Source organism: Streptomyces sp. NBC_00876, assembly GCF_045207435.1.
Lineage (GTDB): Bacteria > Actinomycetota > Actinomycetes > Streptomycetales > Streptomycetaceae > Streptomyces.
The window spans coordinates 378715-401651 of record NZ_CP108800.1 but is presented as its reverse complement, the minus strand read 5'-3'; the positions used below and the strand labels follow the sequence as shown (position 1 = coordinate 401651).

The window sequence follows — 22937 nt, the reverse complement described above, 5'->3', positions numbered from 1 at the left end:
ATGTCCCCCTCAGGGAAAGCGACCCATGTCCCTCCAGCACGACCGCGCCCAGCTGACCGTCAAGGACGTCTCCAAGGCGTACGGAGACCGCACCGTCCTCGACCAGGTCTCGCTCACCGTCCGCCCCGGTGACCACGTCGGTGTCATCGGCGAGAACGGCTCGGGGAAGTCCACCCTCCTGCGGCTGATCGCCGGCGCCGAGACGCCGGACAGCGGCGAGATCACCGTCCGCTTCCACGGCGGCACCGGCTACCTCTCCCAGACGCTCGCCCTCGACCCCGCCCGGACCGTCCAGGACGCCATCGACGCCGCCCTCGCCGAACTGCGCGCACTGGAACAGCGCCTGCGCGCCGCCGAAGCGGCACTCGCCGCGTCCGGAGGCGCCGACGACGCACAACTCGCCGCGTACGGCGACCTGCTGACGGAGTACGAGGAACGCGACGGATACCTGGCGGACTTCCGGGTCGACACCGCCATGCACGGCCTCGGGCTCGCGCATCTGCCCCGCGAGCGCACCCTCGGCACCCTCTCCGGAGGCGAACAGTCCAGGCTCGCGCTCGCCTGTGTCCTGGCATCCGGTCCCGAACTGCTGCTCCTCGACGAGCCGACCAACCACCTCGACCTGAAGGCCACCACCTGGCTGGAGGAGCACCTGCGTGCCCACCGCGGCACCGTCGTCGTGATCACCCACGACCGGGCGTTCCTGGAACGGACCACCACCGTCATCGTCGAGGTCGACCGAGATCTGCGCAGTGTCGTCCGGTACGGGGACGGCTGGGACGGGTACCGCACGGCGAAGGCGGCGGCACGCCGCCGCTGGGCGCAGGACCACCAGGAGTGGCTGGACGAACTGGCCCGTACCGAAGAACTCGTGAGCGCCGCGGGCCGGCGGCTCGCGTTCGCCGGAAAGGATCCCGGGGAGGGCTTCGGAAAGCACCGCCGCTCGCACGAGGCCAAACTCTCCGGGCAGGTCGCAGCGGCCAGGACCCGGCTGGAGGGGCTGCGCAGGGCGCCGGTGCCGGCCCCGCCCGGGCCGCTGCGGTTCTCCGCCGAACTGGTGCTCGCAACCGAGGGCGGGAGGGACCCGAGGCCACTCGTGGAACTCGAATCCGTCGCCGTGGGCGACCGGCTGAACATGCCCGGTCTGCGGGTGGGGCCCGGGCAGCGCCTGCTGGTCACCGGACCCAACGGGGCCGGGAAGTCGACACTCCTGAGGGTCCTGGCGGGGGACCTCGCCCCCGATACCGGCACGGTGCGGCGCCGGGCCCGGATCGGATACCTGCCGCAGGAACTGCCCGCCCGGCCGACCCGCCGCACCCTGCTGGCGACCTTCGCGGCCGGACGGCCCGGCCACGCCGACGAGTACACCGACATGCTTCTGGCGCTCGGCCTCTTCCGCGCGCAGGACCTGTCCGTTCCGGTCGCCGCGCTCTCCGCCGGCCAGCAGCGCAGACTGGCGCTGGCGCGGCTGGTCACCCGGCCCGCGGATCTGCTGGTGCTGGACGAACCGACCAACCACATCGCCCTGGACCTGGTGGAGCAGCTCGAGGCGGCGCTGGGCGCCTACGGGGGAGCGGTCGTGGTCGTCTCGCACGACCGCAGCTTCCGCGGCCGCTTCGGCGGCGGCCGGCTGGAGCTCCTTGCCGGCAGGCGGGTCGTGGGCACGTGACCGCCGCACCGCGCGAAGGCTGCGTCCGCCGGGGGTTCAGGAATCCCCGGGCACCGGCGGTGCCTGCCCGCCCGCCAGATGCGCGCGCAGCCGCTCCACGAAGACCCGCTGGCCCTTGACCAGCCGCTCGGCGGCAACCTCCGGTGTGCACCAGGCGAACCGGTCCATCTCCGGGAACTCCCGCTGCACGCCGGACCCCCGCGGCCACTCCATCGTGAACGTCCCCGGAACAGCCGTCCGCGGATCGAGGCCGGCCGCCACGGCCCACACCGTCACGGTCTTCCCGCCGGCCTGACGGGACTCGCCCAGCGCCACCCACGCGCCCTCCGGTACGGGGTGGCCGAACTCCTCCCCGAACTCCCGTCCGGCCGCTGCCGCGGCCTCCTCCCCGGGGCCGTACTCGCCCTTGGGGACCGACCACGCGGCGCTGTCGCGGCCGGCCCAGAACGGCCCGCCCATATGGCCGATGAGGACTTCCAGACCGGAGTCGCCATCGGTACGGAACAGGAGGAGACCGGCGCTGCGGCGGGGGCGCTTACTCGATGACATGCCGTCAGTGTGACGGGCGGGCACCGGCGTCACCCCCGACGACAGGCCCTACACCTTGCGATAGCCGTATGCCTCCGACGCGGCGCCCGCCACGGCATCCAGGTCGCCGCCGGCCGAGGCCGTGACCACCGCGGCCACCGCACCCTCGACGAACGGCGCGTCCACCAGCCGTGTGCCGTCGGGGAGTTCGTCGCCCTCGGCCAGCATCGCCTTGACCGTGAGCACCGCACTGCCCAGATCCACGAGCACGGCGACCCCCGCACCGCCGTCGACCGACCTGGCGGCCTCGGCGATGAGCTCGGCACTGGTCCCGAGCCCGCCCGCACCCGTACCGCCGGCCGCGGCCACCGGGGCTGTCGCACCGCCGGCGGCGAGCCCCCTGGCCAGCTCGGCGACCGCCTCGGCCACCGGACCGCTGTGCGAGACCAGCACGATCCCGACCTGCCTGTCGCCGCTCACGCGCCACCACCGGCCCTACCCGCGGTGTCCGCGAGCGCGGCGATGAGCAGCGCCGCGGATGTGGCCCCCGGATCCTGATGCCCGATGCTGCGCTCACCCAGATAGCTCGCCCGGCCCTTGCGCGCCTGCAGGGGCACGGTCGCCAGCGCGCCCGCCCGGGCCGCGTCCCGTCCCGCCTCGAACGAGGTCCCGAGCGCCTCGACCGCGGGCAGCAGGGCATCGAGCATCGTCTTGTCACCGGCCTTGGCCCCGCCGAGCTGGGCCACCGCCGCGACGCCCGTCCCGAGCGCGGCCGCCAGCTCCTCGGCGCTGACGGCCGGGGCATCGCCCAGCGCCTTGCCCGTGCGCCGCAGCAGCGTTCCGTACAACGGCCCCGACGCCCCGCCGACCGTCGAGATCAACTGCCTCCCGGCAAGCATCAGTACGGCCCCCGGTGTCCGCGGTGGCTCCTTGCCCAGGGCGGCCGAGACCGCGGTGAATCCGCGCTGCAGATTGCTGCCGTGATCGGCGTCCCCGATCGCGGAGTCGAGCTCGGTCAGACGGCCCGCCTCACGGTCTACGGCAGCGGTGGCCGCGGTCATCCAGCGGTGGAAGAAATCGGCGTCGAGCACATGCTCTCCTCGGTCCATCGAATGTGACGGCCGGCCCGTGCGGGACCCGGCGGATCAACGGCCCCAGCGCAGCGAGGGCGTCTGCACCGGCGCGTCCCACAGCCGTACCAGCTCCTCGTCCACCTGGCAGAGCGTCACCGAACAGCCCGCCATGTCGAGCGAGGTCACATAATTGCCCACCAGGGTACGAGCCACCACCACGCCGCGCTCGGACAGAACCCGCTGCACCTCGGCGTTGAATCCGTACAGTTCGAGGAGCGGAGTCGCACCCATCCCGTTGACGAGCGCGATCACCGGCCCGTTCGGCCGCCGGTCCTCGAGTACCGCGTCCACCGCGAAGTCGGCGATCTCCCGCGAGGTCATCATCGGGCGCCGTTCCCGCCCCGGCTCGCCGTGGATGCCCACGCCGAGTTCGAGCTCGCCGGGCGGCAGATCGAAGGTCGGGGATCCCTTGGCGGGCGTGGTGACGGAGCTCAGTGCCACCCCGAAACTCCGCGACGCCTCGTTGACCTGCCGTGCCAGGGCAGCCACACGGTCCAGCGGCGCGCCCTCCTCGGCCGCCGCTCCGGCGATCTTCTCGACGAACAGGGTCGCGCCCGTACCCCGGCGCCCGGCTGTGAAGAGGCTGTCGGTGACTGCCACGTCGTCGTTGACGAGGACCTGGGTGACCTGCAGCCCTTCCTCTTCGGCGAGTTCGGCGGCCATCTCGAAGTTGAGCACGTCACCCGTGTAGTTCTTGACGACGAACAGCACCCCCGCCCCGCTGTCGACGGCGGCGGCGGCCCGCACCATCTGATCCGGCACGGGCGACGTGAAGACTTCGCCGGGGCACGCGGCCGACAGCATGCCGGGCCCGACGAACCCGGCGTGCAGCGGCTCGTGCCCGGACCCGCCGCCCGAGACCAGGGCGACCTTCCCGGCCACGGGCGCGTCGCGTCGTACGACGACCCGGTTCTCGATGTCCACGGTCAGTTCGGGATGGGCGGCGGCCATGCCGCGCAGCGCGTCGGCGACCACGGTTTCGGGGACGTTGATCAGCATGCGCAACGGTATCTCCCAGGGAAGTTGCCGGACGGTGCTCCGGCCCGGCCGACGGCGCGGTCCGTGGTGCGGTGCGGGACGGACAACGGTGGACCACCACCGTAGGCCGTCGCAGGCCCGGTGCGAAGAACTGCGCCCGCCCGCCCGCGCGGTGTTCCGGCCGCGGGCGGAAAAGGGCAGGCCCACAGGCCGCTCCGGCGCATACAGTCGATGCTTTGGCCGGAGTCGGGGAGGCACGCCGTGGGCGCAGGCACATCGTCCGGGAAGCAGGAAACAGCAGTGGCCGGCGGGCAGGGCTCCTCCTCGTTGTGGAGCAATCCCTCCTATCGCAGATTCCTGGCGATCCAGACCCTGTCCGCCCTCGGTGACTCCTTCTCGTTCGTGGCGATTCCGCTCCTGGTGCTGCACACCACGGGGTCCGTGGTGCAGATGGGGCTCGTCACCGGTCTCACGGGAATCGCCTCCATTGTCACGGGTCTGTTCGCCGGTGTGATCGCGGACCGGATCGACCGCAGGCGGCTCCTGATGGTCAGCGACGGCGCCCGGTGTCTGCTCCACGCCCTCATTCCCCTCGTCTGGCTGTTCGCGTCGCCGGTCTGGCTGATCTACACCGTGGTCCCTGTTGTCGGTGTCTTCTCGATGCTCTTCGAGGTCACCTATGTGACCGTGGTCCCGGCCATCGTGGGACCCGGCAACATCGCGAGGGCCAATGGGCACCTCTACGCCACCTTCGCCGTCGCCGGGGTCGCGGGCCCGGCACTCGCGGGATTCGTGGCAGCGGCCGCCGGGCCGGCCGCCGCCATCGGCATCGACTCCGTGACCTTCGCGGTCTCCGCCGTCGGTGTGCTCTTCGTCAGGATCCGTACGGCGCCGCCCGCCGGCCCGGACAGGACCGAACGCGGCGCGGTCCGGAACGAGTTCCTGGCGGGGGCGCGGTTCCTGTGGGCGCATCCGGTGCTCCGTCCGCTGACCGTGCTGCTGTCGCTGCTGACGTTCCTCACCTATGGACTGACGGACCTCGTCATCTATCTGCTCAAGCATGATCTCGGGCACCCCGACACCACGGTCGGCTATGTGCTGGCGGCCGGTACGGTCGGCACGTTCATCGCCTCCGCCCTGGTCGCCCGGGTCCGGGCGCGGATGGGGTTCGGGGCGAGCTGGATCGCGGCCTTCGCGCTGGCCGGAGTGGCAGTCGCCTGCCTGGGGCTGCCGCGGAGCGTGCCGGTGGTCGCCGCATTGATGACGGTCAACGTCCTGTGCACCGGTGTTGCCGGCATCTCGTCCATGTCGCTGCGTCAGGAAGTGACCCCGAGCCGCCTGCTGGGGCGGGTCACCTCCACGTTCTGGACCATTCATTCGGCCCTCGGGCCCCTGGGCGCGGCCGCCGCGACGGCGGCCGCGGCCGGATTCGGGGTCAGCGCCGTCTTCGGCGTCATCGGTGTCGCCGTGGTGTGCCTCGCCCTGGCGGGAACGGTGACCGGAATCGCACGGTCCCGGGCCGACGGGCACGGGCAGGAGGCGGCGGCGTGAGAGGGCGTACCGGGCACGCCGGTTCCGGGCGGATCCGCTGACCTCCCCTGCCACGGCGAGCGGACTACGCTGGCGGGCGCCGGCCGTAGGTCCCCTCTCGCGGACCGGTGAACCTTCTTGCGGAAAGGTGATCGCAATTGCTGTACATCGCGTTCCTGCGCGGGATGAATGTGCCGGGCCGTTCGGTGAAGATGGAGTACCTGCGCAGCCTCTTCACGGACATGGGGTTCGACTCCGTACGCAGCTACATCCAGAGCGGAAACGTCTTCTTCGAGTCCGACGGGACCGACCGGGCCGAACTTGCCTCACGCATCGGTGACCACCTCGCGAAGGCGCTCGGCTACGAGGTCGCGGTCTGTCTGCGCACCGTCCCCGAACTGGAGGCGCTGATCGCGCTCGACCCGTTCGCGGACGTCACGGTCACCGGCGACGTGCGCTGCTGCGTGGTCTTCACGACCGAGCGGATCGATCCGGAACTGAAGTTGCCGATGCTCTCCCCGAAGGAGGACATGGAGATCATCGGCGCCACCGCGTACGACGCGTTCGTCGTCTGGCACCTGATCAACGGCAGGGCGCCCGCCGCGAAGGGCTTCCAGGAACGCGTCCTGGGCCATGACGCGACGACGCGCTTCTTCCACACCGTGGTGAAGATCCTCGCCGCGGCGAAGAAGGGCGAGGCCTGACCCGCGGGCCGTCAGACGGTGCTGTCCGGCGCGATCTCTTCGATCAGGCTCTCCACCAGCGCCCTGATCTCGTCGCGGACGGGGCGCACGGCCTCGACACCCAGGCCGGCCGGGTCCTCCAGCACCCAGTCGAGGTAGCGCTTGCCGGGGAAGACGGGGCAGGTGTCGCCGCAGCCCATCGTGACGCACACATCGGACGCGCGGACCGCGTCGAGCGTGAGGACCTTCGGCATCTCGGCGGAGATGTCGATTCCGGCCTCGGCCATCGCCTCGACGGCGGCGGGGTTGACGCGGGCACCCGGGTCCGACCCGGCGGAGCGCACCTCGACGCGGTCCCCGGCCAGATGGGTCAGCCAGGCCGCGGCCATCTGGGAGCGGCCGGCGTTGTGCACGCAGACGAACAGTACGGACGGCTTGCCTGAGGCCTCGGCCATGGTGATCGTTCTCTTTCGTCGTGCGGCGGGTCCGGCACGGCTGGTTCGGACGCCCGGAGAATCAGCCCCGGCTGACATCAGTGAGTGGTGATGTGAAAGTATCAGTACATGCTGACTTCAGTCGATGCTGATCTGATCCGGGTGCTGGGCGATCCGCTCCGCCTGCGGATCGTGACCCTGCTGGCGCGCGAGACGCTCTGCACGACGCACCTGGTCGAGGAGACCGGTGCGAAGCAGACCAATCTGTCGAACCATATGAAGGTCCTGCGGGAGGCCGGTGTGGTGGAGACGGAGCCGTGCGGCCGCTTCACCTACTACAGGCTGCGCCCCGAGGTTCTCGCCGGACTGTCGCAGCAGTTCGCCGCGCTGGCCGATTCGGCCCGTGCCGCCGGCGGGAACAAGAGGGCCTGCGCGTGAGCACCGGGCGCACCACGACGACCCCCGCCGCCGGTCGGGCCCCGGGCGGGGACGGCTCGGTCGTCAAGAAGCTCTCCACCCTCGACCGCTACCTCGCGGTGTGGATCCTGCTCGCCATGGCCATCGGCCTGGGGCTGGGCCGGATGGTCCCCGGCATGAACGACGCGCTCGCGAAGATCGAGATCGGTGGCGTCTCCCTGCCGATCGCGCTCGGCCTGCTCGTCATGATGTATCCGGTGCTGGCCAAGGTCCGCTACGACAAGCTCGACACGGTCACCGGCGACCGCAAACTGATGGTGTCCTCGCTGGTCATCAACTGGGTCATCGGGCCCGCCGTCATGTTCGCCCTGGCCTGGATCTTCCTTCCCGACCTGCCCGAGTACCGCACCGGTCTGATCGTCGTCGGCCTCGCCCGCTGCATCGCCATGGTCATCATCTGGAACGACCTCGCCTGCGGCGACCGCGAAGCCGCCGCCGTGCTGGTCGCGCTGAACTCGGTGTTCCAGGTGATCGCGTTCGGCCTGCTGGGCTGGTTCTACCTCGACCTGCTGCCGCAGTGGCTGGGCCTCGGTGACGGGCAGGGCCTGGACGTACCGGTGTGGCACATCGCGCTCAACGTCATCGTCTTCCTCGGCATCCCGCTGCTCGCCGGGTTCCTCACCCGCCGCATCGGCGAGAAGAGGATGGGCCGCCGGTCCTACGAAGCGAAGTTCCTGCCGAGGATCGGTCCCTGGGCGCTGTACGGGCTGCTCTTCACGATCGTCATCCTCTTCGCCCTCCAGGGGAAGACCATCACCTCGCAGCCGCTGGACGTCCTGCGGATCGCACTTCCGCTGCTCGTGTACTTCGCGGTCATGTTCTTCGGTACGTTCGTGCTCGGCAAGGCCCTCGGGCTGGCCTACGACCGCACCGTGACGCTGGCGTTCACCGCCGCGGGCAACAACTTCGAACTGGCCATCGCCGTCGCCGTCGCCACTTTCGGCGTCACCTCCGGCCAGGCGCTGTCCGGAGTGGTCGGCCCGCTCATCGAGGTCCCGGTCCTGATCGCACTGGTGTACGTCGCGCTGGCCTGGCGCAGGAGGTTCGCACCCACGGCCCTCACCACCCCGGCGCGGGCGGGCCGGTACTCCGTGTAGACGTCCGTCAGCCGCGCAGGTCGAGCATCGCGGACATCGCGGCCACGACGGACGGGGCGACCCGGTAGTAGACCCAGGTCCCGCGCCGCTCCGAGGTGAGGAGCCCGGCCTCGCGCAGCTTCTTCAGATGGTGGGAGACCGTCGGCTGGGATACGCCGACGTCGGAGATGTCGCACACGCACGCCTCGCCGCCCGGATGCGAAGCGACCTTGGAGAACAGCCGCAGGCGCACCGGGTCGGACAGGGCCTTGAACATCCCCGACATTCTTTCGGCGTCATCCCGGGACAGTTCACCGGCGGTGATCGGCGGGCAGCAGGGCACCACGGCCCCTGCGGCCAGGCCTCCGTCTCCGCGGCCGCCATGTCCAGGGCGTCCGGATCCGCGGCCTTCGCGTCCTGGGCCGGCAGTTCCGCGAGTTCTGACTTCGACATTCTTCTATGTTGACACTCGTCTATGGGGAGTGGCAAGCTCCTTGTATCGACATCAATCGAATCAGCGGCCGGAACTGTGCCGCTCGCCTCGGAGGACATCACCGTCATGACCACTGCTGACCTTCCGGTCGTCGTCATCGGAGCCGGCCCCGTCGGGCTCGCCGCGGCCGCGCACCTCGCGGGGCGCGGCATCACCCCGCTCGTCCTGGAATCAGGGCCGGTGGCCGGGGCCGCGGTGCGGGGATGGGCCCATGTGCGGCTCTTCTCCACCTGGGGCGAGGTCACCGACCCGGCGGCCGAGAAGCTGCTGGCCCCGACCGGCTGGACCAGGCCCGACGCGGACGCATACCCGTCCGGGGGAGAGTGGGCCGAACGGTACCTCCAGCCGCTGGCCGACGCCCTCGGGGAGCGGGTCCGGTTCGGCGTCACCGTCACAGGGGTCTCCCGCGCCGGCCGGGACCGTGTCGTGGACGCCGATCGCGGGGCCCAGCCCTTCGTCGTCCACGTCACGACGGCCGACGGCGGCGAGGACCGCGTCCTGGCCCGCGCCGTCATCGACGCCTCCGGCACCTGGACCACCCCGGGCCCCGCCGGTGCGAGCGGGCTGCCCGCACTCGGGGAGAAGGCGGCGGCCGACCGCATCACCTACCGCGTCCCGGACTTCGGCGACCCGGCCGTCCGCGCCCGCTACGCGGGGAAGCGGACGGCGGTGATCGGCTCCGGCGCCTCCGCCTTCACCGCGCTGGCCTCCCTCGCCGCCCTCGCGAAGGACGAAGCCGGCACACACGCGGTGTGGATCCTGCGACGCGGCATCAGCGGCTCCACCTTCGGCGGCGGGGCGGCCGACGAACTGCCCGCCCGCGGCGCCCTGGGGCTCGCCGCGAAGGCCGCCGTCGACCAGGGGCGCGCCGACGCGGTCACGGGCTTGCGCACCGAACGCGTCGAGCGCGCCGGTGACGGCCGCCCGGTCCTGGTGGCCGAGGACGGGCGGCGCCTCGACCCGGTCGACGAGGTGATCGTGCTGACCGGGTTCCGCCCCGACCTGTCGTTCCTCTCCGAACTCCGCCTCGGCCTCGACGAACGCCTCCAGGCGCCGGTGGACCTCGCGCCGCTGATCGACCCCAACCAGCACTCCTGCGGCACGGTCTACCCCCACGGACACCGCGAGCTCGCCCATCCCGAGCCCGGTCTCTACCTCGTCGGCATGAAGTCCTACGGCCGCGCCCCCACGTTCCTGGCGATGACCGGGTACGAGCAGGTCCGCTCCGTCGCCGCCGCCATCGCCGGTGACATCGAAGCGGCCGACCGGGTCGAACTCACGCTGCCCGAGACCGGGGTCTGCGGCGGCGCAGGCCTCTACGACGCCCCGGCCGCCGCGCAGGGCGACGACGGAGGATGCTGCGCCGCACCCGTGCCCGCTTCCGCCGCCCCCGCCCCGGAGCCCGCCGCGGGCGGCTGCTGCGGAGCCTGACCGGGGCCGGCGATCCGCGGCGCGGCGCCCTGCGGGCGGGGAGGTGCGTCAGGTGCGGTCGATGTGCACGCTGGTCGACTTCACGCGGGCGGTGGCCTGCACGCCGACCTCCAGGCCGAGCTCCTCGACGGCCTCCCGGGTCAGCAGGGACACGAGCCGGTGCGGACCGGCCTGGATCTCGACCTGCGCCGCCACGTCCCCGAGCTTGACCGCGGTGACGATGCCCGGGAAGGCGTTGCGCGCGGAGGTGTAGGAGGCGTCCCCTTCACCGGTGCCGTTCTGTGCGACCTCGACGGAGAACGCGGCGAGGTCGCGGCCGTCGATGAGGCGGCGCCCGCCCTCCTCGCGATGGGTGGCGACGCGTCCGGCATCCGCCCAGCGCCGTGCGGTGTCGGGGCTGACGCCCAGCAGACGGGCCGCCTGTCCGATGGTGTAGGACTGCATGCGCTGCACGATATGGCCTGAATCCTGGCATGTGCAAGCCTGTGTGGAAGAATAGCTGGCGAATGCGGCCGCTTGTGGATTCCGGCGCTTCCCGGGAGGCCGACCCCGTCCGCATGCCGCGGATCCGTGCCAAATGTAGCGCGCACACGGCCGGGTGGCCCTGCCGGGATGAGGAATCGCGGCGTGCGACCTAGTGTGCGAGCCATGGCAGAGAGTGCGGCGTACCGGGGTTCTGCGGGGCGGGGTGCGGACTCCGGCTCCGGGCCGGACACCCCCGACCCCCGACGATGGCAGGCGCTGGCGGTATGCCTGGTCGCGGGCTTCATGACCCTGCTGGACGTATCGATCGTCAACGTCGCGCTGCCGTCCATCCGGGAAGGGCTGCACACCCCCGAGTCCGACCTGCAATGGGTCCTCTCCGGCTACTCCCTCGCCTTCGGTCTGCTCCTGATCCCCGCCGGGCGGCTCGGGGACGCCCGCGGGCGCCGCGAGGTCTTCATGGCCGGCCTGGTGCTCTTCACGCTCTCCTCCGCGGCCTGCGGCGCCGCCCAGTCCAGCACCTGGCTGGTGATCGCCCGACTGGTCCAGGGGCTGGCCGGCGGACTGGTCTCGCCGCAGATCTCCGCCCTCATCCAGCAGATGTTCACGGGACGCGAGCGGGGCCGCGCCTTCGGCATGTTCGGCACGGTGGTGGGCATCTCCACCGCCGTCGGCCCGCTGCTGGGCGGACTGCTGATCCAGGCGGCCGGAGCACAGGAGGGGTGGCGCTGGGTGTTCTACGTCAATCTGCCGCTCGGCCTGGTCTGCCTCCTGCTGGCCCGGCGGCTTCTGCCGGACACCCCGTCCGCGGGGCCGGTGAGGCTGCGGGACCTCGATCCCCTCGGCGTCCTGCTGCTGGGTGCGGGTGTACTGGCGCTGCTGCTGCCGTTCGTCCAGGCGCACCAGTGGCCGGGCGACGGGAAATGGCTGCTCCTGGCCGTGGCCGCGGCCCTGCTCGCCGCCTTCGTCGGCTGGGAGTCCCGGTGCGGTCGCCGCGGCACCCAGCCGGTGGTCGACCTCACGCTGTTCAAGGTCCGCTCCTACTGGCTGGGCTGTCTGCTGATCCTGCTGTACTTCGCGGGCTTCACGTCGATCTTCTTCATCACCACGCTCTACCTGCAGAGCGGACTGCACTACACCGCCCTGCAGGCGGGACTGGCGATCACCCCGTTCGCCCTGGGGTCGGCCATCGCGGCCGGGCCCGGCGGCAGGCTGGTCGGCCGGTACGGGCGGCCCCTCGTCGTCATCGGTCTGGCCACCGTCGCCGTGGGACTCGCGGCCACCGCGCTCGCCGTGCATCTGGTGCCTGGCAGGGGCGCCGGGTGGGCGATGGCGGCTCCGCTGCTGTTCGCCGGACTCGGCAGCGGCCTGGTCATCGCACCCAACCAGACCCTGACCCTGTCGCAGGTCCCGGTGGCCAACGCGGGAAGTGCGGGCGGCACCCTCCAGACCGGCCAGCGCGTCGGCTCCGCGATCGGGATCGCCGCGGTCGGCTCGGTGTTCTTCGCGCAGGTGGGCTCCGCCGCCTGGTCCACCGCGTACGACCACGGGCTCGTCGTCTCGGTCGCCTTCGTGGTCGCCGGACTGATCGTGGCGCTGGCCGACGTGGGCGGCGCCCGACGTGGCCGAAGCCGTGCACGTACACAGCAGTCCGCGGACGCCCCGTAACGGTGGCCAGGCCCTGAAGCGTGCTACTCCGTGTCGTCCAGGTGGTCGGCGTAGTACTCGATGGCGGAACGGTACGCCTGGACCTGCGGGTCCCCGCTGGTGGCGGCCGACACCAGCAGCAGGGTCCGTACGGCTTCGCGGGACTCGCCCACGTTGTACAGCGTCATGGCCAGGAAGGTCCGCAGAGCGGCATCGTGCGGAAACTCACCGAGACCGCGTCGCAGTACATCGAGCGCCGCCGCGTAACGGCCCAGCACCCGCAAGGTGCTGCCGAGACCGAGGAAGGCCCCGTGGCGGTCCTCGGCCGCGAGACCCGCACCCTCCAGCGCGCGCTCGTAGAACGGCACGGCCCCGGCCTCGAGGCCGAGGGAATCGTGCGACCAGGCGGTCTGGTAGGCGATGGCGGCGTCGTGCGGATGGCGGGCCGCGAGGCGCACCAGTTCCTCGTGCGCCCGCGGATCCTTCCGCTCGCGCAGCCGCACCGCCTGCGCCAGTGCCTCGTCCGCCACCCCGTGCCCGCTGTCCGTGCTCATGCGCCGCAGGCTGCCAGGACTGCCGGGCGACCGCAAATCCATGGAGGGCCGGGTGCGGCGGGCGCCACTCCCGCCGGGGCGCCGGGCGGTACGGCGGGTTCCGGCCGGTGTGGGGCAGGGCCCTGTCGAACCGGCGGGGATCACGAGATATCTTGATGTCAAGCAATGTTGCAGACGTGGAGCGGAGCACAGGGTGACTGACTCGACCATCATCTATACACACACCGACGAGGCCCCGGCCCTGGCGACGTATTCGTTCCTGCCCGTGGTCGAGGCCTACGCCTCGAAGGCCGGGGTCACCGTGGAGAGCCGCGACATCTCCCTGGCGGGCCGGATCATCGCCAGCTTCCCCGACCGCCTCCAGGAGAACCAGCGCATCGACGACGCGCTCGCCGAGCTCGGCGCGCTGGCCACCACTCCCGGGGCGAACATCATCAAGCTGCCGAACATCTCGGCTTCGATCCCGCAGCTGAAGGCCGCGATCGCCGAGCTCCAGGAGCAGGGCTACGCGCTTCCGGACTACCCGGACGACCCGCAGAGCGACGAGGACAAGGACGTCCGCGCGCGCTACGACAAGGTCAAGGGCAGCGCGGTCAACCCCGTCCTGCGTGAGGGCAACTCCGACCGCCGCGCCCCCGCGTCGGTCAAGAACTACGCCAAGAACCACCCGCACCGCATGGGTGCCTGGACGGCCGACTCGAAGACGAACGTCGCCACCATGGGTGTCGACGACTTCCGCTCCACCGAGAAGTCCGCCGTGATCGCCGAGGCCGGTTCGCTGCGCATCGAGCTCGTGGGCGACGACGGCACCACCACGGTGCTGCGCGAGTCCGTACCCGTGCTCGCCGGCGAGGTCGTGGACGCCGCCGTCATGCGCGTCGCCGCGCTGCGCGAGTTCTTCACCGCGCAGATCGCCCGGGCCAAGTCCGAGGACGTCCTGTTCTCCGTCCACCTCAAGGCCACGATGATGAAGGTCTCCGACCCGATCATCTTCGGCCACGTGGTCCGTGCCTTCTTCCCGGACACCTTCGCCAAGTACGGCGACGTGCTCGCCGCCGCGGGTCTGACCCCGAACGACGGCCTCGGCGGGATCCTCAAGGGTCTCGACTCGGTGCCGCACATCGGTGCCGAGATCAAGGCGTCCTTCGAGGCCGAGCTCGCCGAGGGCCCTGCCCTGGCGATGGTCGACTCCGACAAGGGCATCACCAACCTGCACGTCCCCAGCGACGTCATCGTCGACGCCTCCATGCCGGCCATGATCCGCACCTCCGGCCACATGTGGGGCCCGGACGGCCAGGAGGCCGACACCGTCGCCGTCCTGCCGGACAGCAGCTACGCGGGCGTCTACCAGGTCGTGATCGACGACTGCCGTGCCAACGGTGCCTTCGACCCGGCCACCATGGGCTCGGTGCCCAACGTCGGTCTGATGGCGCAGAAGGCCGAGGAGTACGGCAGCCACGACAAGACCTTCGAGATCCCCGCCACGGGCACCGTGCGCGTCGTCGACGCCGCCGGCAACGCCGTGCTGGAGCAGGCCGTGGGCGCCGGTGACATCTTCCGGATGTGCCAGACCAAGGACCTGCCGATCCAGGACTGGGTCAAGCTCGCCGTCACCCGCGCCCGCGCGACCGGCAACCCGGCCGTGTTCTGGCTCGACGAGGACCGCGCGCACGACGCCGAGCTCATCAAGAAGGTCAGGACCTACCTGGCCGGCCACGACACCGACGGTCTGCAGATCGAGATCATGTCGCCGGAGAAGGCCACCGCCTTCTCCCTGGAGCGCATCCGCCGCGGCGAGGACACCATCTCGGTGACCGGCAACGTGCTGCGTGACTACCTCACCGACCTGTTCCCGATCCTCGAGCTCGGCACCAGCGCGAAGATGCTCTCCGTCGTCCCGCTGATGAACGGCGGCGGCCTGTTCGAGACGGGCGCCGGCGGCTCCGCGCCCAAGCACGTCCAGCAGCTCGTCAAGGAGGACTACCTGCGCTGGGACAGCCTGGGTGAGTTCCTCGCCCTCGCGGTCAGCTTCGAGCACCTCGCGCAGACCACGGACAACGCCCGCGCCCAGGTCCTCGCGGACACGCTGGACCGCGCGACGGCCACGTTCCTCAACGAGGACAAGTCGCCGAGCCGCCGCCTCGGTGGCATCGACAACCGCGGCAGCCACTTCTACCTGTCCCTGTACTGGGCCCAGGAGCTGGCACAGCAGACCGCCGACGCCGATCTCGCCGAGGCGTTCGCACCGCTCGCCAAGACGCTGGCCGAGCAGGAGCGGACCATCGTCGACGAGCTGATCGCGGTCCAGGGCAAGCCTGTCGACATCGGCGGCTACTACCAGCCCGACCCGGCCAAGGCCGAGGCCGTCATGCGCCCGTCCGCGACGTTCAACCAGGCGATCGCGGGCCTCGCCTGAGGTGAGAAGGACCGGACGGGGCGGGGGCGCACCGCCTGCCGCATCCGCCGGTCCACCGTTTGACCGTTCCGCCCCGGCCGACATCCCGTCGGCCGGGGCGGCGTCGTTTCCAGCGCCGTTCCCGTGCGGCCGAGTTGGTCCGGCCGCGGTGGGACGGAGAACGCCCTGACGAGTGAAAGTCACGCCGTGGCGGGCGCCGGGCCCCCTCCGGCGGGCCGCCGGCTGGTTTGCTGCAACCGGAATCGCGCGCGACGCGCGGGGAAGTGCCCCGTTCGGGCGCCCCCGCCGGCAGCGGCGCCGCGCCGGGTGCGCAGTCCACCCGCGGATGACAATCGAAGGAGCGTCCCAGTGACGACGACGGGTACAGCAGAACCGGCGGAGGACGAGGAGTCGTACGCGAACGAGCTTCCGGTGCACAGCAAGGAGCCGGGCAACGTCGTCATCAAGTGGCTGACCACCACCGACCACAAGACGATCGGCACGATGTACCTGGTCACCTCGTTCGCGTTCTTCATCGTCGGTGGTCTGCTCGCGCTCGTGATGCGCGCCGAGCTGGCCCGGCCCGGTACCCAGATCGTCTCGAACGAGCAGTTCAACCAGGCGTTCACGATGCACGGCACGATCATGCTGCTGATGTTCGCGACGCCGCTGTTCGCCGGATTCGCGAACTGGATCATGCCGCTGCAGATCGGCGCGCCCGATGTGGCGTTCCCCCGGCTGAACATGTTCGCGTACTGGCTGTACCTCCTGGGCTCGATCCTGGCGGTCGCCGGCTTCCTCACGCCGAACGGCGCGGCCGACTTCGGCTGGTTCGCCTACTCCCCGCTGACGGACGCGGTGCGCTCGCCGGGCATCGGCGGTGACATGTGGATCATGGGTCTGGCCTTCTCCGGCTTCGGCACGATCCTGGGTTCGGTCAACTTCATCACCACGATCATCTGCATGCGCGCGCCCGGCATGACGATGTTCCGCATGCCGATCTTCGTCTGGAACGTCCTGCTGACCGCTGTCCTGGTCCTGCTGGCCTTCCCGGTACTCGCCGCGGCGCTCCTGGCACTGGAGGCGGACCGCAAATTCGGTGCGCACGTCTTCGACGCGGCCAACGGGGGCGCGCTGCTCTGGCAGCACCTCTTCTGGTTCTTCGGGCATCCGGAGGTGTACATCATCGCCCTGCCGTTCTTCGGGATCGTCAGCGAGATCATTCCGGTCTTCAGCCGCAAACCGATCTTCGGATACATCGGCCTGGTGGCCGCGACGATCTCCATCGCCGGTCTCTCGGTGACGGTGTGGGCGCACCACATGTACGTCACCGGCGGCGTACTGCTGCCGTTCTTCTCCTTCATGACGTTCCTGATCGCGGTGCCCACCGGGGTGAAGTTCTTCAACTGGATCGGCACGATGTGGAAGGGCTCGCTGTCCTTCGAGACACCGATGCTGTGGTCCATCGGCTTCCTCGTCACCTTCCTCTTCGGTGGTCTGACCGGTGTGATCCTGGCGTCGCCGCCGATGGACTTCCACGTCTCGGACTCGTACTTCGTGGTCGCGCACTTCCACTACGTCGTCTTCGGCACCGTGGTGTTCGCGATGTTCGCCGGGTTCCACTTCTGGTGGCCGAAGTTCACCGGCAAGATGCTGGACGAGCGGCTCGGCAAGATGACGTTCTGGACGCTGTTCGTGGGCTTCCACGGCACGTTCCTGGTGCAGCACTGGCTGGGCGCGGAGGGCATGCCGCGCCGTTACGCGGACTACCTCGCCGCGGACGGGTTCACGACGCTGAACACGATCTCGACGATCTCCTCGTTCCTGCTCGGCCTGTCGATGCTGCCGTTCTTCTACAACGTGTGGAAGACCGCGAAGTACGGCGAGAAGATCGAAGTGGATGACCCGTGGGGTTACGGCCGTTCGCTGGAGTGGGCGACCTCCTGCCCGCCGCCGCGGCACAACTTCCTCACGCTGCCCCGGATCCGTTCCGAATCCCCGGCGTTCGACCTGCACCACCCCGCTGTGCGCGAGCTCGGCGAGGCCGCCAAGCCCGGTGGCCGCTCCGCGACGGTGGCGCCCGGGGACAGGCAGGCATGAGCGGGCGGGCCGGGGGAGAGGAGAAACGCATGGGCCACGACCCCGACACGGACAGCGCCCGCGGGCTGGCCCAGATGGAGGGCTATCTGCTGTGGAACGCCGAGGTGGAACAGGCGCGCCGGCTCGCCCGCCGCTTCACCGACGAGCTGCCCTGGCTCACGACGGCCCAGCGCGAGGACGTGGAGCGGGTCTACGCGGCCGACCGGGCCGCCGCTTCCCGGGTGATGCTGGCGCGCATCGCGGTCCGCGCCACCGAGCTGCGCGGTGAGTACGGCGAGCGCTACCGCAGGCTCAGGGCGCGCTGCGTGGCCGCGGCGGTGGTCTGCGTGGGGACGGCCTCGGGCGCCTGCACCGTGGTGACGTACCTGGCCAGGTGAGCCGGTGAGGTCGTCCGTTCCGCCGCCCCAGCAGGCGGACTCGCACCCCTCTCGTAAAGATGTAGGGGTGACGGGCGCGTGTGACAGGGCAGGCGAACGGACGACCGTGCAGACCCCGAGAAGGGACGAACACTGTGGCACGACCCAGGATTCTCGTTGTCGGAGCCGGTTTTGCCGGGGTCGAGTGCGTACGCCGTCTGGAGCGGGGACTGCGTCCCGGTGAAGCGGACATCGCGCTCGTCGCGCCGTTCTCGTACCAGCTCTATCTGCCCCTGCTGCCCCAAGTGGCCTCGGGCGTGCTCACCCCGCAGTCGGTCGCGGTGTCACTGAGACGGAGCAGCCGCCACCGCACACGCATCATTCCGGGCGGGGCCATCGGAGTGGACCCCAAGGCCAAGGTCTGCGTCATCCGGAAGATCACCGACGAGATCGTGGACGAGCCGTACGACTACCTCGTGCTCAGCCCGGGCAGCGTCACCCGCACCTTCGACATCCCCGGACTGCTCGACAACGCCCGCGGGATGAAGACGCTGGCCGAGGCGGCCTATGTACGCGACCACGTGATCGCCCAGCTCGACCTCGCGGACGCCAGCGACGACGAGGAGGAGAGGGCCTCACGGCTGCAGTTCGTGGTGGTCGGCGGCGGGTACGCGGGTACCGAGACCGCGGCCTGCCTCCAGCGGCTCACCAGTAACGCGGTCCGGCACTACCCCCGGCTCGACCCGGACCTGATCAAGTGGCACCTCATCGACATCGCGCCGAAGCTCATGCCGGAACTGGGCGACAAGCTCGGCATGAGCGCGCTGAAGGTGCTGCGCGACCGGGGGATCGAGGTGTCGCTCGGCGTCTCCGTGGCCGAGGCCGGACCCGAAACGGTGACGTTCACCGACGGCAGGGTGCTGCCCTGCCGCACCCTGATCTGGACGGCCGGGGTCACCGCGAGCCCGCTGGTCACCACCTTCGACGCGGAGACGGTGCGCGGCCGGCTCGCGGTGACGCCCGAGATGACGCTGCCGGGCTTCGACGGCATCTTCGCGCTCGGTGACGCGGCAGCCGTGCCGGACCTGGCGAAGGGCGACGGTGCGGTCTGCCCGCCCACCGCACAGCACGCCATGCGCCAGGGCCGCAAGCTCGCCGGCAACCTTCTGGCGACGCTGCGCAATCAGCCGCTGCAGCCGTATGTCCACAAGGACCTCGGGCTCGTCGTGGACCTCGGTGGCAAGGACGCCGTTTCCAAGCCGCTCGGCATCGAGATGCACGGAATCACCGCCCAGGCCGTCGCCCGCGGGTATCACTGGTCGGCGCTGCGGACCAATGTGGCCAAGGCGCGCGTCATGACGAACTGGCTGATCAACGCCGCCGCCGGCGACGACTTCGTGCGCACCGGATTCCAGTCCCGCAAGCCCGCGACGCTGCGGGACTTCGAGTACACCGACAGCTATCTCACCCCGGAACAGGTCCGCAAGCACACGGCGTCGCTGCACACCCGGATGTGATGGCGCCGCGCGTTTCAGGCGGACGGCACGGTGTTCCGGATCAGACGGAGGAACGCGGCGTTGTCCGGGGTGTGCCGGATCCGGTCCAGCAGCGTTTCCAGGGACGTCTGCGTGTCCCGGGAGTGCAGGGCGCGGCGCAGCCCGCGTACGGCGGTCAACTCCTCTGCCGGTACGAGGAGTTCGTCGCGACGGGTTCCTGAAGCGGCGATGTTCACGGCGGGATGGATACGCTTCTCGGCCAGGGAGCGGTCAAGCCGGAGCTCCATGTTGCCGGTGCCCTTCAACTCCTCGAAGAAGTACTCGTCGGCCCGGGAGCCGGTGTCCACGAGTGCCGTGGCCAGAATGGTCAGGGAGCCGCCCTCCTCGGTGAGGCGGGCCGCGCCGAAGAGGCGCTTGGGGCCGAGCAGCGCGGCGGCGTCCACACCGCCGCTGAGGGTGCGTCCGCCGTTCGACGCGGCGTTGTTGTGGGCCCGGCAGAGCCGGGTGAGCGAGTCCACCAGCATGACGACGTCGCGCCCCTGCTCGACGAGCCGCTTGGCGCGTTCCAGCGCGAGTTCCGCGAGGGCGATGTGCTCCTTGGCGGGCCGGTCGAAGGTCGAGGCGTAGACCTCGCCGCGCACCGACCGGCGCATGTCGGTGACCTCCTCCGGCCGTTCGTCGAGGAGCACCACCATCAGATGGCTTGCGGGGTGGTTCTCGGCGACCGCGGCCGCGATCTGCTGGAGGAGGACCGTCTTGCCGGTCCTGGGCGGTGCGACGATCAGCCCGCGCTGGCCCTTGCCGATCGGCGCGACGAGATCGACGATGCGGGTCGAGGGGCTGCCGGACGGCGTCTCCAGGCGCAGCCGCCGGCGGGGGTGGAGCGGTGTGAGGTCACGGAAGTGCGGGCGGGCCCGCAGCGCCTGCGGGGCAAGGCCGTTGACGCGTTCGACGGTGCTCAGTGAGCGGGGCCGGTCGCAGAGGCCCTCGACGGCATCGCCTTTGCGCAGGCCGTGCCGGCGGATGAGTGCCGTGGGGACCTGTACGTCGCCCGGGGCCGGGTGGCCGCCGGGGGAGCGCAGGGCGCCGTGCCCCTGATGCGTGATGTCGAGGATGCCTGCTGCGGCCGTGAGGGCCGCGGGAGGGGTGGCTGTGGGGTGTTCGAGTGTGGTGGTCATGCGGGGTGGTCCTTTCGCGGACATGCGAATGAAGGGGCCCGGCAGGCAGGAGGCGGAGAACTCACGCCCCGGACGACGGGCTGGAAAATCCGGTGGAAGGTCCGCACCGGACTGGAGAGGAAATGCGATGAGCTGGATCGCCGGCCGGAAAGGGCGGGCGCATCAGCGTGATGAGTGTGAACCGGTACCGGCGCCTGAATGCTGAGGCGTACACATGTACCAACTGCAATGTACCACGCCTCTCGCGCGCAACTCGACGCGGTGATGTGGCAAACCCATTGCGGCGGTGCAGCGGACATGCTTTCGTACGGCGGGCCGTTCCCTCGACTCCGGAGTCACCTTGCCGATCCACATCACCGCTCTGACCGATCCCGACCGCGGGGAGAACGACTACCGACTGGCGTGGCTGGCGTCCGACGACACGGGAGTCCCGGTCGGGTCGGCGTTCCTCCGGGTGTTCACCAGGGCCGGCCAGGACCATCTCGCCGAGCTGGAACTCCATGTGCACCCGGCCGAACGCCGCAACGGCGCCGGCTCCCGCCTCCTCGAAGCGGTCGCCGCGGCCGCCCGGGAGCACGGCCGGCGCTCGGTCGTCGCGCAGACCGGGGCCGGCTCCCCGGGCGATCACTTCCTGCGGGCCAGGGGGCTGCGCAAGGTCCTCACCCTCACCTACGCCCGGCTCCCGATGGCGGCGGTGGATCCCGAGGCCCTGGCCACGCTGGCCGGGCGGCCGCATCCGGGCTACCGCCTGGAGTCGTGGGAAGGCACCGTCCCCGACTCCCTGGCGCAGACGTTCGCCGCATCGCGCCGGGCCATGGACGACATGCCCATGGACGACACCGACTACGGCACCGTCGCCTGGGACGTCGACCGGGTCAGGGCCGTGGCGCAGGCCGTCGCGCAGCGCGGCGATCTCCTGCACACGGTGGCCGCCGTCGACGAGAGCGACGGCTCGATCGCGGGCTTCACCGAGCTCGTGGTGCCGGGCGGCGGGCAGGGGGACGGCCAGCACTACGGGACCGGTGTGCTGCCCGAGCACCGCGGCCACGGCCTCGCCCGCTGGATGAAGGCCCAATCCATCCTGCGGACCCGCGAGCGCCACCCGGACCTGGGCGGACTGCTCGCCGACACCGCCGACAGCAACACGTACATGCGCAGCATCAACGACGGGCTCGGATACGAGCCGACGCATCGCTCGATCGACTACCAACTCGACCTGTAGTGCCTCCCGTTCGGATCATGCCGGGCTCGCGGCGCCCGGCACGGTCCGAACGGAAGACCCCGGCCGGCAGCTCAGGCCGCCGGCCCCGGACCCCGGAACACCTCCAGGATCTGCTCGGCGGCCAGCGTCGCCGGCACCGTGCCCTCCCGTACCCGCATTTCCAGCTCCGGTGCGAGCGCGCGGACCCCGGGGTGGCCGCGCAGACTCTCCAGCAACTCGTCCCGCACCATCGTCCAGGTCCAGTCGACCTGCTGCTCGCTGCGCTTGGCCGCGAGCCGGCCGGTCGACTCGAGCAGCGCCCGGTGCTGTTCCAGCCGCTCCCACAGGGTGTCCAGACCGGTCGACTCACGGGCACTGCACGTCAGCACCGGGGGAGTCCACGCCGCGTCCACCGGGTGCATCAGCCGCAGCGCGCCCGCCAGTTCACGTGCGGCGGCGCGGGCGTCGCGCTCGTGCGGGCCGTCGGCCTTGTTCACCGCGATGGCGTCCGCCAGTTCCAGTACACCCTTCTTGATGCCCTGGAGCTGGTCACCGGTGCGGGCCAGCGTCAGCAGCAGGAACGTGTCGACCATATTGGCGACCGCGGTCTCCGACTGGCCGACGCCGACCGTCTCCACCAGCACCACGTCGTACCCCGCGGCCTCCATCACCACGATGGACTCCCGGGTCGCCTTCGCCACCCCGCCCAGCGTGCCGGCGGTGGGGGAGGGGCGTACGAACGCCGCCGGGTCCACCGCGAGCCGCTCCATCCTGGTCTTGTCACCCAGGATGGAGCCGCCCGTCCGGCTGGAGGACGGATCGACGGCCAGGACCGCGACCCGGTGCCCGAGACCGGTGAGCATCGTGCCGAGCGCGTCGATGAACGTGGACTTTCCGACGCCCGGAACACCGCTGATGCCGATGCGCCGGGCCCGGCCCGAGTGCGGCAGCAGTTCGCGCAGCAACTGCTGGGCCAGCGCCCGGTGATCGGGCCGGGTGGACTCGACGAGCGTGATGGCGCGCGCGATGTGCGCACGCCTCCCGTCGAGCACACCCTTCACATAGCTGTCGAGATCGATCTTCGGGGCCATCGGT

General features: G+C 70.9%; 22 protein-coding genes. 12 read left to right on the top strand and 10 right to left on the bottom strand.

All coding sequences use genetic code 11. The features are described from left to right. Positions 1-25 precede the first annotated feature (25 nt). On the top strand, positions 26-1669 hold the full coding sequence (gene abc-f / locus OG782_RS01855) for a ribosomal protection-like ABC-F family protein (RefSeq protein ID WP_406447614.1): 1644 nt from the start codon (positions 26-28) through the stop codon (positions 1667-1669). Between the two features lie 36 nt (positions 1670-1705). Here the strand turns inward: abc-f and OG782_RS01850 are convergent, their stop codons facing one another. The 4 genes from OG782_RS01850 to dhaK are packed head-to-tail and all read right to left on the bottom strand — an operon-like array spanning position 1706 to position 4329. Beyond that, on the bottom strand, positions 1706-2218 hold the full coding sequence (locus OG782_RS01850; protein ID WP_406447613.1) for an NUDIX domain-containing protein: 513 nt from the start codon (positions 2216-2218) through the stop codon (positions 1706-1708). 48 nt (positions 2219-2266) lie between these two features. Beyond that, entirely contained in the window at positions 2267-2677 is a 411-nt protein-coding gene (locus OG782_RS01845) for a PTS-dependent dihydroxyacetone kinase phosphotransferase subunit DhaM (protein ID WP_406447612.1), read from the bottom strand. Beyond that, on the bottom strand, positions 2674-3288 hold the full coding sequence (gene dhaL, locus OG782_RS01840) for a dihydroxyacetone kinase subunit DhaL (protein WP_406447611.1): 615 nt from the start codon (positions 3286-3288) through the stop codon (positions 2674-2676). Before dhaL ends, OG782_RS01845 begins: the two co-directional genes overlap by 4 nt. Before the next feature lie 54 nt (positions 3289-3342). Further along, positions 3343-4329 carry a dihydroxyacetone kinase subunit DhaK gene (dhaK, locus tag OG782_RS01835; protein WP_406447610.1) on the bottom strand — a complete coding sequence of 329 codons (987 nt, stop codon included), beginning with the start codon at positions 4327-4329 and terminating at the stop codon, positions 3343-3345. Between the two features lie 240 nt (positions 4330-4569). On the opposite strand from dhaK, the gene OG782_RS01830 reads away from it, so the two are divergent. After that, positions 4570-5859 carry an MFS transporter gene (locus OG782_RS01830; protein WP_406447609.1) on the top strand — a complete coding sequence of 430 codons (1290 nt, stop codon included), beginning with the start codon at positions 4570-4572 and terminating at the stop codon, positions 5857-5859. A 137-nt stretch (positions 5860-5996) separates the two neighbouring features. Further along, positions 5997-6542, top strand: a complete 546-nt coding sequence (locus tag OG782_RS01825) for a DUF1697 domain-containing protein (RefSeq protein ID WP_406447608.1) — start codon at positions 5997-5999, stop codon at positions 6540-6542. Positions 6543-6553: 11 nt separating this feature from the next. On the opposite strand, the gene OG782_RS01820 is transcribed toward OG782_RS01825, so the two are convergent. Continuing rightward, positions 6554-6976: an arsenate reductase ArsC gene (locus OG782_RS01820; RefSeq protein WP_406447607.1), complete on the bottom strand. Its 423-nt coding sequence runs from the start codon at positions 6974-6976 to the stop codon at positions 6554-6556. A gap of 108 nt (positions 6977-7084) precedes the next feature. On the opposite strand from OG782_RS01820, the gene OG782_RS01815 reads away from it, so the two are divergent. Together OG782_RS01815 and arsB are read left to right on the top strand one after the other, a co-directional pair. Next, on the top strand, positions 7085-7393 hold the full coding sequence (locus OG782_RS01815; RefSeq protein ID WP_406447606.1) for an ArsR/SmtB family transcription factor: 309 nt from the start codon (positions 7085-7087) through the stop codon (positions 7391-7393). Beyond that, the gene (gene arsB, locus OG782_RS01810; protein WP_406447605.1) at positions 7390-8529 is read left to right on the top strand and encodes an ACR3 family arsenite efflux transporter; all 1140 of its coding nucleotides are present in this window, start codon (positions 7390-7392) and stop codon (positions 8527-8529) included. Before OG782_RS01815 ends, arsB begins: the two co-directional genes overlap by 4 nt. A 7-nt stretch (positions 8530-8536) precedes the next feature. On the opposite strand, the gene OG782_RS01805 is transcribed toward arsB, so the two are convergent. After that, positions 8537-8869: an ArsR/SmtB family transcription factor gene (locus OG782_RS01805; protein ID WP_406458787.1), complete on the bottom strand. Its 333-nt coding sequence runs from the start codon at positions 8867-8869 to the stop codon at positions 8537-8539. Positions 8870-9067: 198 nt separating this feature from the next. Between OG782_RS01805 and OG782_RS01800 the strand changes: the two genes are divergently transcribed. Continuing rightward, entirely contained in the window at positions 9068-10432 is a 1365-nt protein-coding gene (locus OG782_RS01800) for an NAD(P)-binding domain-containing protein (protein WP_406447604.1), read from the top strand. A 48-nt stretch (positions 10433-10480) separates the two neighbouring features. Here OG782_RS01800 and OG782_RS01795 read toward each other — a convergent pair whose 3' ends face one another. Continuing rightward, positions 10481-10876: a molybdopterin-binding protein gene (locus tag OG782_RS01795; RefSeq protein ID WP_406447603.1), complete on the bottom strand. Its 396-nt coding sequence runs from the start codon at positions 10874-10876 to the stop codon at positions 10481-10483. 204 nt (positions 10877-11080) lie between these two features. Between OG782_RS01795 and OG782_RS01790 the strand changes: the two genes are divergently transcribed. Next, on the top strand, positions 11081-12583 hold the full coding sequence (locus OG782_RS01790) for an MFS transporter (RefSeq protein WP_406447602.1): 1503 nt from the start codon (positions 11081-11083) through the stop codon (positions 12581-12583). A 23-nt stretch (positions 12584-12606) separates the two neighbouring features. On the opposite strand, the gene OG782_RS01785 is transcribed toward OG782_RS01790, so the two are convergent. Next, the gene (locus tag OG782_RS01785; protein WP_406447601.1) at positions 12607-13116 is read right to left on the bottom strand and encodes a tetratricopeptide repeat protein; all 510 of its coding nucleotides are present in this window, start codon (positions 13114-13116) and stop codon (positions 12607-12609) included. A gap of 193 nt (positions 13117-13309) precedes the next feature. Between OG782_RS01785 and OG782_RS01780 the strand changes: the two genes are divergently transcribed. From OG782_RS01780 to OG782_RS01765, 4 genes are all read left to right on the top strand, one after another. After that, complete coding sequence (locus OG782_RS01780) at positions 13310-15532, top strand: NADP-dependent isocitrate dehydrogenase (protein ID WP_406447600.1); 2223 nt, start codon at positions 13310-13312, stop codon at positions 15530-15532. Positions 15533-15880: 348 nt separating this feature from the next. Next, positions 15881-17611, top strand: a complete 1731-nt coding sequence (gene ctaD / locus OG782_RS01775) for a cytochrome c oxidase subunit I (protein WP_406447599.1) — start codon at positions 15881-15883, stop codon at positions 17609-17611. A gap of 29 nt (positions 17612-17640) precedes the next feature. Next, positions 17641-17988: a hypothetical protein gene (locus OG782_RS01770; RefSeq protein ID WP_406447598.1), complete on the top strand. Its 348-nt coding sequence runs from the start codon at positions 17641-17643 to the stop codon at positions 17986-17988. 134 nt (positions 17989-18122) lie between these two features. After that, positions 18123-19484: an NAD(P)/FAD-dependent oxidoreductase gene (locus tag OG782_RS01765; protein WP_406447597.1), complete on the top strand. Its 1362-nt coding sequence runs from the start codon at positions 18123-18125 to the stop codon at positions 19482-19484. Positions 19485-19498: 14 nt separating this feature from the next. On the opposite strand, the gene rho is transcribed toward OG782_RS01765, so the two are convergent. Further along, positions 19499-20641, bottom strand: a complete 1143-nt coding sequence (gene rho, locus OG782_RS01760) for a transcription termination factor Rho (RefSeq protein ID WP_406447596.1) — start codon at positions 20639-20641, stop codon at positions 19499-19501. Positions 20642-20981: 340 nt separating this feature from the next. Here rho and OG782_RS01755 point away from each other — a divergent pair, with 340 nt between their 5' ends. Continuing rightward, complete coding sequence (locus tag OG782_RS01755; protein WP_406447595.1) at positions 20982-21863, top strand: GNAT family N-acetyltransferase; 882 nt, start codon at positions 20982-20984, stop codon at positions 21861-21863. 71 nt (positions 21864-21934) lie between these two features. On the opposite strand, the gene meaB is transcribed toward OG782_RS01755, so the two are convergent. Next, positions 21935-22933 (bottom strand): methylmalonyl Co-A mutase-associated GTPase MeaB, encoded by a 999-nt coding sequence (gene meaB / locus OG782_RS01750; RefSeq protein ID WP_406447594.1) that lies wholly within the window; start codon positions 22931-22933, stop codon positions 21935-21937. Positions 22934-22937 lie beyond the last annotated feature (4 nt).

Bases quoted from the DNA above. Each gene is read 5' to 3' on its own strand.
- meaB (WP_406447594.1), bottom strand. From the start codon at position 22,933: ATGGCCCCGAAGATCGATCTCGACAGCTATGTGAAGGGTGTGCTCGAC.
- rho (WP_406447596.1), bottom strand. From the start codon at position 20,641: ATGACCACCACACTCGAACACCCCACAGCCACCCCTCCCGCGGCCCTC.
- OG782_RS01785 (WP_406447601.1), bottom strand. From the start codon at position 13,116: ATGAGCACGGACAGCGGGCACGGGGTGGCGGACGAGGCACTGGCGCAG.
- OG782_RS01815 (WP_406447606.1), top strand. From the start codon at position 7,085: ATGCTGACTTCAGTCGATGCTGATCTGATCCGGGTGCTGGGCGATCCG.
- OG782_RS01770 (WP_406447598.1), top strand. From the start codon at position 17,641: ATGGGCCACGACCCCGACACGGACAGCGCCCGCGGGCTGGCCCAGATG.
- OG782_RS01800 (WP_406447604.1), top strand. From the start codon at position 9,068: ATGACCACTGCTGACCTTCCGGTCGTCGTCATCGGAGCCGGCCCCGTC.
- OG782_RS01820 (WP_406447607.1), bottom strand. From the start codon at position 6,976: ATGGCCGAGGCCTCAGGCAAGCCGTCCGTACTGTTCGTCTGCGTGCAC.
- OG782_RS01790 (WP_406447602.1), top strand. From the start codon at position 11,081: ATGGCAGAGAGTGCGGCGTACCGGGGTTCTGCGGGGCGGGGTGCGGAC.
- dhaK (WP_406447610.1), bottom strand. From the start codon at position 4,329: ATGCTGATCAACGTCCCCGAAACCGTGGTCGCCGACGCGCTGCGCGGC.
- OG782_RS01850 (WP_406447613.1), bottom strand. From the start codon at position 2,218: ATGTCATCGAGTAAGCGCCCCCGCCGCAGCGCCGGTCTCCTCCTGTTC.
- abc-f (WP_406447614.1), top strand. From the start codon at position 26: ATGTCCCTCCAGCACGACCGCGCCCAGCTGACCGTCAAGGACGTCTCC.
- OG782_RS01795 (WP_406447603.1), bottom strand. From the start codon at position 10,876: ATGCAGTCCTACACCATCGGACAGGCGGCCCGTCTGCTGGGCGTCAGC.